General features: G+C 44.6%; 7 protein-coding genes. 6 read left to right on the top strand and 1 reads right to left on the bottom strand.

What is annotated here, in order from left to right; translation table 11 throughout:
- Window positions 1–268: 268 nt before the first annotated feature.
- From ACU52_RS14280 to mobV, 6 genes are all read left to right on the top strand, one after another.
- Window positions 269–1,504 (top strand): site-specific integrase, encoded by a 1,236-nt coding sequence (locus tag ACU52_RS14280; protein WP_016564205.1) that lies wholly within the window; start codon window positions 269–271, stop codon window positions 1,502–1,504.
- Between the two features lie 18 nt (window positions 1,505–1,522).
- Window positions 1,523–1,912, top strand: coding sequence for a hypothetical protein (locus ACU52_RS14275; protein ID WP_016564204.1), 390 nt, complete (start codon window positions 1,523–1,525; stop codon window positions 1,910–1,912).
- Window positions 1,913–2,222: 310 nt separating this feature from the next.
- Complete coding sequence (locus ACU52_RS14270) at window positions 2,223–3,464, top strand: primase-helicase family protein (protein WP_016564203.1); 1,242 nt, start codon at window positions 2,223–2,225, stop codon at window positions 3,462–3,464.
- Between the two features lie 42 nt (window positions 3,465–3,506).
- Window positions 3,507–3,665: a hypothetical protein gene (locus ACU52_RS15340; protein ID WP_016564202.1), complete on the top strand. Its 159-nt coding sequence runs from the start codon at window positions 3,507–3,509 to the stop codon at window positions 3,663–3,665.
- Between the two features lie 52 nt (window positions 3,666–3,717).
- Window positions 3,718–4,686, top strand: a complete 969-nt coding sequence (locus tag ACU52_RS14265; protein WP_016564201.1) for a toprim domain-containing protein — start codon at window positions 3,718–3,720, stop codon at window positions 4,684–4,686.
- Window positions 4,687–4,879: 193 nt separating this feature from the next.
- The gene (mobV, locus tag ACU52_RS14260) at window positions 4,880–6,247 is read left to right on the top strand and encodes a MobV family relaxase (protein WP_022508104.1); all 1,368 of its coding nucleotides are present in this window, start codon (window positions 4,880–4,882) and stop codon (window positions 6,245–6,247) included.
- Between the two features lie 89 nt (window positions 6,248–6,336).
- Here mobV and ACU52_RS14255 read toward each other — a convergent pair whose 3' ends face one another.
- Complete coding sequence (locus ACU52_RS14255; RefSeq protein ID WP_016564142.1) at window positions 6,337–7,563, bottom strand: MFS transporter; 1,227 nt, start codon at window positions 7,561–7,563, stop codon at window positions 6,337–6,339.
- Window positions 7,564–8,181: the final 618 nt, after the last annotated feature.

The raw sequence follows: 8,181 nt of genomic DNA, 5'->3' as shown, positions 1-8,181 counted from the left end.
TAAAATAAACACCTAACGGAATAGCAAATTTGAGTAAAGCGTAGCGAACAGACTGAAAAAGCGTTCGTTACGCTATATTTTTCTCTTGTTCAAAAGCCAAGAAGAGACAGAATATGGACAAACGCAGCAAAAGTTCAGTTACTTTATCATTACCCGTGCGATGATGCAAATTTCTTGCGAAACCTAAATTTTGCATCGTTTGGCGTTATGTGTCGTATCTGTCGGTAACTCACTATGAATTAATTTTGTAACCAAAAAAAAGTGAGTTATGAGAAGTACATTTAAGGTATTGTTCTACGTGAAGAAAGGCAGTGAGAAACCCAACGGCAACCTGCCTTTGATGTGTCGCATTACGGTGGACGGAGAGATTAAGCAGTTCAGTTGCAAGATGGATGTTCCCTTGCGCCTGTGGGACGTGAAGAACAACCGTGCTTCGGGTAAGAGTGCCGAAGCGCAAAGAATCAACCGTGCCGTTGACAAAATCAGAGTGGAGATAAACCGCCGTTATCAAGAGTTGATGCAGACGGACGGTTATGTCACTGCTGCCAAGTTGAAAGATGCCTATCTCGGCATCGGTATCAAACAGGAAACCTTGCTAAAACTGTTTGAACAACACAACAGCGAATTTGCCAAGAAAGTGGGACACAGCAGGGCAAAAGGAACATTCCGACGTTATGTTACCGTCTGCAAGCACATCCGTGAGTTCCTACCCCATACCTACAAGCGTGAAGATATTCCGTTAAAAGAGTTGAACCTCTCGTTCATCAACGACTTCGAGTATTTCCTGCGTACTGAGAAAAAATGCCGCACCAATACCATTTGGGGCTACATGATTGTGCTGAAACACATTATTTCCATAGCGAGGAATGACGGTCGTCTGCCGTTCAATCCCTTTGCAGGGTACATCAACTCTCCCGAAAGCGTGGACAGAGGGTATATTACGAGAGAGGAGATACACACAATGATGAACACCGATATGCCCGACAAGACACACGAGCTTGTCAGGGATTTATTTCTGTTCTCCACCTTTACAGGTTTGGCATATTCCGATGTCAAGAACCTTACGGAAGACAACCTGCAAACATTCTTTGACGGAAATCTGTGGATTATCACCCGAAGAAAGAAAACTAACACGGAATCCAATATCCGATTGTTGGATGTTCCCCGAAAGATAATAGAGAAGTACAGGGGTATGACAAGAGATAATAAAGTATTCCCCATGCCGAGTAACACGACTTGCAACAAGAAGCTGAAAGCCATTGCCAAGTTGTGCGGTATAAAAGTCCACTTGACCTATCATGTAGCAAGACATTCGGCAGCGACCACTGTGCTGTTATCCAACGGAGTACCCATTGAAACCGTCAGCCGACTTTTGGGACATACCAACATAAAAACGACCCAAATTTACGCAAAAATCACAGCCCAAAAGATTAGTCAGGATATGGAAACATTGTCGCACAAACTGGAGGATATGGAAAAGAACATTTGCAATGCCATTCAGTAACCCTTAAATCAAACGATAATGAAAGAGGAAAGAAACATCATAACAATGAACGAGTTCGGCAATGTAGTTATGCCGAAAGATATACAGGCAACCGCCATGAGTGAGTGGGAGCTTTGCGAGTTGTTCAATGTAACCGCCCCGACTATCAGGGCAGGGATAAAGACACTCTGCAAGAACGGCATTCTGAATGAGTGTGAGATAAGGCATACCATCCGACTGTCCGACAAGTGCAGCATGGAGGTTTACAGCCTTGAAACGATAATCGCCCTTGCGTTCCGTATCGGCACATACAGTGCGAAGCAGGTGCGCAATGCCGTTCTTGAAAGACTGTACTTGCGAAAAGAGAAAACAAGCATCTTCTTTTCGCTGAACACCAACGGCATAGCCAAAGCCGAATACTTCTCGTAGCTGAATTGGTTGCACGACTGACGGAATCCATTCATTCAGTCACGAATAGAGTAATCAAGCCAGCGTGTCAGCATATAATCTGACCGACATATCAACAGGAACTCCAATTTTTTCTCCCGAAAAGCGTAATCCCCACATTCGTTTTTTGGGAGTTTTTTCGTCTGTCCTGCCCGACTTCCGTTCCAAACCATTGAAAGTTTTTTCTTCGGGGGCTATTTGTCACCGTTCTGCCGCGTTTTGCGTAACAACTTATCCGATAAATGCTTATACTTTTGTAGCTGGTATTTTTCAAACTTAAAACCATTTGATTATGTCAGCTAACAAACAACAAGACAGCCACAGACCGCCATCGGATGGTGGCATGGCAAAGGAGGAATTCATCCGAGTGGGGACTACGCTTTACAAGATTGTGGAGCAGCCCAAACTGAACGGAGGGTATGTAAGGAAACGCATAGCATGGAACAACGAAACCCTGCGCCAAGACTACGGCAAGGACTACATCGGCAGCGTTCCCAAGTATGACGGCTTCTGCACCGTACCCGAACACATCGGCTACCATCCCGTGGTCGGCAAGTTCCTTAACCTCTATGAACCGATAGACCACCAACCTAAAGAGGGCGATTTCTCGCATATCCAATCTTTGGTAGGTCACATCTTCGGGGAGCAATACGAGTTGGGCATGGACTACCTACAACTGCTCTACTTGTACCCCATTCAAAAGCTGCCTATCCTGCTGTTGGTATCAGAGGAACGCAACACAGGCAAAAGCACATTTCTGAATTTTCTAAAACTCCTATTTCAGAACAATGTAACCTTTAACACCAACGAGGATTTCCGTAGCCAATTCAATTCCGACTGGGCCGGCAAACTGCTTATCGTGGTGGACGAGGTGCTGCTCAACCGTAGGGAGGACAGCGAGCGGTTGAAGAACCTAAGCACCACACTTTCCTACAAGGTGGAAGCCAAAGGCAAAGACCGTGACGAGATAGCGTTTTTCGCCAAGTTCGTGCTATGCTCCAACAACGAGTACTTGCCTGTAATCATTGATGCAGGGGAAACACGCTATTGGGTACGCAAGATAGACCGCTTGCAGTCTGATGATACCGACTTCCTGCAAAAGCTGAAAGCGGAGATACCCGCCTTTCTTCATTTCCTGCAACACAGAACACTATCCACCGAAAAGGAAAGCCGTATGTGGTTTGCTCCATCGCTGTTGCATACCGAAGCCTTGCAGAAGATAATCCGCAGCAACCGTAACCGACTGGAGATAGAGATGCACGAGCTGATACTTGACATCATGGATAGTGTCGGCACGGACACATTCTCGTTCTGCTACAACGACATTCTTCTGTTGCTGGTACACTCGCAGGTAAAAGTGGAGAAGCACCAAGTCCGAAAGGTGTTGCAGGAGTGTTGGAAACTTACGCCTGCACCCAACGGACTGACCTATACCACCTACCAATTCAACTACAATCGGGAGTGTCGGTATGAGCCTGTAAAACGGGTCGGTCGTTTCTATTCTGTCACGAGGGAACAACTTGAATCCCTGTAATATCATTCTTTTTTTGTTGAATTGATGAATAAGGATATAACTATGCTGACAATAAACAATATACACTCTCAACAAAATCTCAACAATCGAAAAGAGAAGTTGAGAGAGGAACAGCACCCGATTGTTGATTTCTCTTTTGGCGAGTGGTTTGTTGAGAAGATGTTGAGCAAATATCTTTCTGTAAATAAATGTGTTATATAAGCCATTCAACAAATCAACGTTTTTACAATCATCATCAAATCTATAGAATATCATGAACATACAAGAAGTTAAACAAATCAGAATCGCAGACTATCTGCAAAGTTTGGGTTACACGCCCGTCAAGCAACAGGGCAGCAGCTTTTGGTACAAATCACCGCTGAGAGAGGAAACGGACGCATCTTTCAAGGTAAACACAGAACTCAACAAATGGTACGATTTTGGACTTGGCAAGGGCGGTAACATCATCGCATTGGCAGCGGAACTCTACCATACGGAAGATGTAACCTGCCTGTTGAAGCGCATAGAGGAACGGACACCATACATCCGCCCTGCATCGTTTTCTTTTGGCAAGCAGCAATCCGACAACCGCACTTATCGGGTATTAAGAGTTGGCGAGCTGTCATCACCTGCGCTCATTGCCTATCTGCAAGAAAGGGGGATAGACATTGAACTCGCCAAAAGGGAGTGTAAGGAACTGCGGTTTGAGAATGCCGACAAACCCTATTTCGCCATCGGCTTCCCGAATATGGCAAGAGGGTATGAAGTGCGTAATAGATACTTCAAGGGATGTGTCGCCCCGAAGGACATCACCCATATCCGACAGCAAAAAGAGCCACGAACCGTCTGTTATCTTTTCGAGGGCTTCATGGATTATCTCTCGTTCCTGACCATCCGAGTAAAGAACAATCCGCAACACCCACGATTGAATGCACAGGATTACGTCATTCTCAACTCCGTTTCCAACCTCTCGAAAGCGGAAAGCATATTGGCAACCTATACCCGAATCGGCTGTTTCCTTGACAATGACACAGCAGGACGGAACGCATACGCCAACCTGCAACGGATGTTGGGTGACCGCTTGCAGGATATGTCGGTTCACTATGCAGGGTATAATGACTTGAACGAGTACCTGTGCAAAAAACTCTTGTCCCAATCGACAGAGCCGATAAAGGAGGAGAAGCAAGTACAATCCGCAAGGCGGATGATGCAGCCACCGAAAAAGAAAGGGCTGAAAATATAGAGGGGAACAGGTTCGCTTTCCCAAGGGTATTTAGACAGAAATACCATAGCTCAATAGGGCGTTTTCTTCACGCATTACACGGTAATGCTAAAAACTCCCTATCGAGCCAAAGGGAAATCCCTTTGGAAACCCTGAGAGCCAATGCCACAGGCAGAGAATACACTCATAACAATAACCGTAAAAATCAAACTACATGGGATATTTTTCATTGGACATAAAGAAAGCAAAAGGTTCATCGGACACCGTACAATCCGACCATATAGAGAGAAGAATCATACCTAAAAACGCAGACCCGACAAGAACGCATCTGAACAGGGTACTTATAGAATACCCCGATGGCGTTCATGGCAGGGATGAAGCGATTGCCCACAGGCTGAACACGGCAGGCATCAAGCGGAAGATTACACATGACCAAGTCCGTGTAGTCCGAGTGGTTCTGTCGGGAACACATGAGGACATGATGGACATACAGGAAAACGGAAGACTTGACGAATGGTGCAGCGACAGCATCCAATGGCTGCAAGCCACATTCGGCAGGGAGAACGTGGTTGCCGCCCATCTTCACATGGACGAGAAGACACCGCATATCCATGCAGCCATTGTTCCCATCGTGACAGGTGAAAGGCGCAAAGCCAAGAAAGAGCAGGAAGACGGCAAACGGAAGTATCACAAGAAAGCAAATACCGTCCGTTTGTGTGCCGATGACCTGTTCAACCGTCAGACCTTGATTGCGTACCACGACAATTATGCAAGGGTTATGGCTAAATACGGATTACAGCGAGGTGTGCGAGGTTCCGAAGCACGGCACACCACCACGACACAGTATTATCGGGACATACAGAAAAAGAACGCTGCCCTTGATGCAGAAAACAAGCGGTTACAGGAGCAGAAAACCGAAACCGAACAGGAACTCAGACAAGCCAAGAAAGAGGTACAGACCGAGAAACTGAAAGGTGCAGCCACCACCGCAGCGACCAACATAGCTGAAAGTGTCGGTTCTCTTTTCGGGAGCAACAAGGTCAAGACTTTGGAAAGGGAGAACACCGCCCTGTATCGGGAAGTTGCCACCCATGAGGAAACCATTGAGATACTGCAAAACCGCATACACACGATGCAAACCGAGCACAACCGCCAGTTGTTGGAAATACAGCAGAATCACCGTAAGGAGATGGCGGAAAAAAGTGTCAGACACAAAGATGAAGTATCAGGTTTGAAACGCATTATCGAAAAGCTGTGTGCATGGTTTCCTATGGCAAAGGAAATTATGAGAATAGAGAGCCTGTGCCGCCTTGTCGGGTTCAATGAAAGGCAGACCACGACATTGACTTATGGTAAGCCTTTGATATACGAGGGCAAACTTTATTCGGAGGAACATAATCGGAGTTTTACGACAGAAAGAGCAGGCTTTCAAGTGGTGAAAGACCCTGCGGACAAGTCTAAACTGACACTCGTAATCAACCGCCAGCCCATAGGCGAATGGTTCAGGGAACAGTTCGACAGGCTACGGCAGAGCATACGACAGCCAATTCAACCACAAAGGAAAAGTAGAGGAATTACATAAGTAGTTAAAACAGATTGCAATAAGCCTCCGATAATCGTATTTCCCTATCAGAGGCTTATTGCTGTTTAGATTTAGTTACGTTTCATAAATCATGATTTTTGTTTTTGATTGTCGACCTTTCTAAGTTGTGGAAGACATAAGGCTATTATAGCGAGAAGCAGAATAGCCATACCTGAGAACAAAAACCAACGGTTTACCCCGATTTGGTCTGCAAATGCACCCGACACTACCAACCCAAGCGGCATGGCAAACGACATGATGCTGCCAAGAAGTCCGAAAACACGCCCTAAATACTCGGGTTGTATCTGTTCTTGAAATAGCGCGGTCTGTACTCCATTATAGAATGGGGCAGAAAAGCCCATCAACGTACAACATATCGCAAATATCATAAAACCATTGGTTGGTAGCAAGCCGGAAACAGTCAATGACACTCCCATAAGAAAGATAGAGCCGATGATATTTGCCATGCGCTTTTTGAAACCTCCCCATGCGCCCAATAGAAGTCCGCCCAACAACATACCAACTGCAAAAACAATTTCCACCACGGAAGCATGCAAGGTACTTCCCTCGAAATAATTCATACTCATCAGCGGAAATAGCGCATTGATTGGCATATAAATGAACATATTGATTGCTCCTATCCAAAGCAATGTGAAAAGAGCTTTATTTTGTCGTATTGCGTTATAGCCAATGCGCAGTTCGGTGAAAAAGTTTTCTTGCTGCAGCGCTTCAATCGGTTGTTTTGGGATGTGAACCATTGCAACAGTGATACAGGCAATTATTGCTCCGAATACGTCAAGGGCAACCGCAGAATTCAACCCCCATTTTGCATAGAGAAAAGCGGCAATTGCCGGACTTAGGATGAAACTTGCCGATTGGATGGACTGGGTGTAGCCGGCACATTTGACTAACTGTTCTTCAGGCACTAAAAGAGGTGTTACCGCACTTAACGCAGGGGAATGGAATGCAGTGCCAACGCTTCTAATGAAGAGGATGAGCATTACTATCCATACAGGTAGTTCCGCTGACAGGGAAATTACGGTAAGTACCAGTCCAGCACAAGCTATGATGACATCTGCACCAATCATGACCATTTTCCGGTTCCAGCGGTCAACAAGTACTCCGATTGCAGAACCTAAAACCGCTTGAGGTAGAAACCCAACCAAGGTCGCCATTGACAACACCATCGCAGACCCTGTTGTATTTGTCAGATGCCAGATGATGGCCATTTGAAGAACCCCACTTGTTATCAGGGACACAGCTTGCCCCGCCCATATTGTATAGAAATCTTGTTTCCAATTTCTGATTTTTTCCATTTGAATTTTTCCTTTTATCTTTTGAATGTTTCTTGATTTTATAGCACAAAAAATCTCTCGACAAGCCTGAAATAGCATGCCGGATTACAAAGACAATGACATTCAAATCGAATTAATTAGATTTGAATGTGGAAAAATTACCAAGGTTTATGATATGCAATATTAACGGTGTTTTTACCTGTTAATATTGTACAATTGTTCATAATCATATTGAAAACCACTATATATGTTGCGACTTATCTTAATTGGGATGGTATTATATGCACACCGAATCCGCTGCAAAGTTACAATAAATTATTCGATTTTTGCACTAACTAAAGTAAAGAATTTCAATGCTTCCTGAATTTTGCCTTTCCTTTTTTATCCAAATCTGCAAAAAATAACGGCATAAGCAAATAGGTATATATCGAAAGGCAAAAAATGGCGAATACTGTTTGTATTGGATACTATATCAAAGATTTGTCGTATCTTTGCACCTGAAAGAGTTATTTGATAGTAAAACACCGCAAAACGCTGAAAATCGCACGGTTTCCTAGTCGTTACCATTACTTTTCAGATACTCCGTTAAATGTTTATTCATCAAACGGTTAGACGAAACCGTTCAGAATTTAAAATAAA

This window comes from Xylanibacter rarus (assembly GCF_001275135.1).
GTDB lineage: Bacteria > Bacteroidota > Bacteroidia > Bacteroidales > Bacteroidaceae > Prevotella > Prevotella rara.
Note: the sequence above shows the minus strand (reverse complement) of the source record. Positions and strands in the feature narration are given on the sequence as shown.

Excerpts from the sequence above, each read along its gene's own strand:
- ACU52_RS14280 (WP_016564205.1), top strand. The coding sequence starts at position 269 with ATGAGAAGTACATTTAAGGTATTGTTCTACGTGAAGAAAGGCAGTGAG.
- ACU52_RS14275 (WP_016564204.1), top strand. The coding sequence starts at position 1,523 with ATGAAAGAGGAAAGAAACATCATAACAATGAACGAGTTCGGCAATGTA.
- ACU52_RS14270 (WP_016564203.1), top strand. The coding sequence starts at position 2,223 with ATGTCAGCTAACAAACAACAAGACAGCCACAGACCGCCATCGGATGGT.
- ACU52_RS15340 (WP_016564202.1), top strand. The coding sequence starts at position 3,507 with ATGCTGACAATAAACAATATACACTCTCAACAAAATCTCAACAATCGA.
- ACU52_RS14265 (WP_016564201.1), top strand. The coding sequence starts at position 3,718 with ATGAACATACAAGAAGTTAAACAAATCAGAATCGCAGACTATCTGCAA.
- mobV (WP_022508104.1), top strand. The coding sequence starts at position 4,880 with ATGGGATATTTTTCATTGGACATAAAGAAAGCAAAAGGTTCATCGGAC.
- ACU52_RS14255 (WP_016564142.1), bottom strand. The coding sequence starts at position 7,563 with ATGGAAAAAATCAGAAATTGGAAACAAGATTTCTATACAATATGGGCG.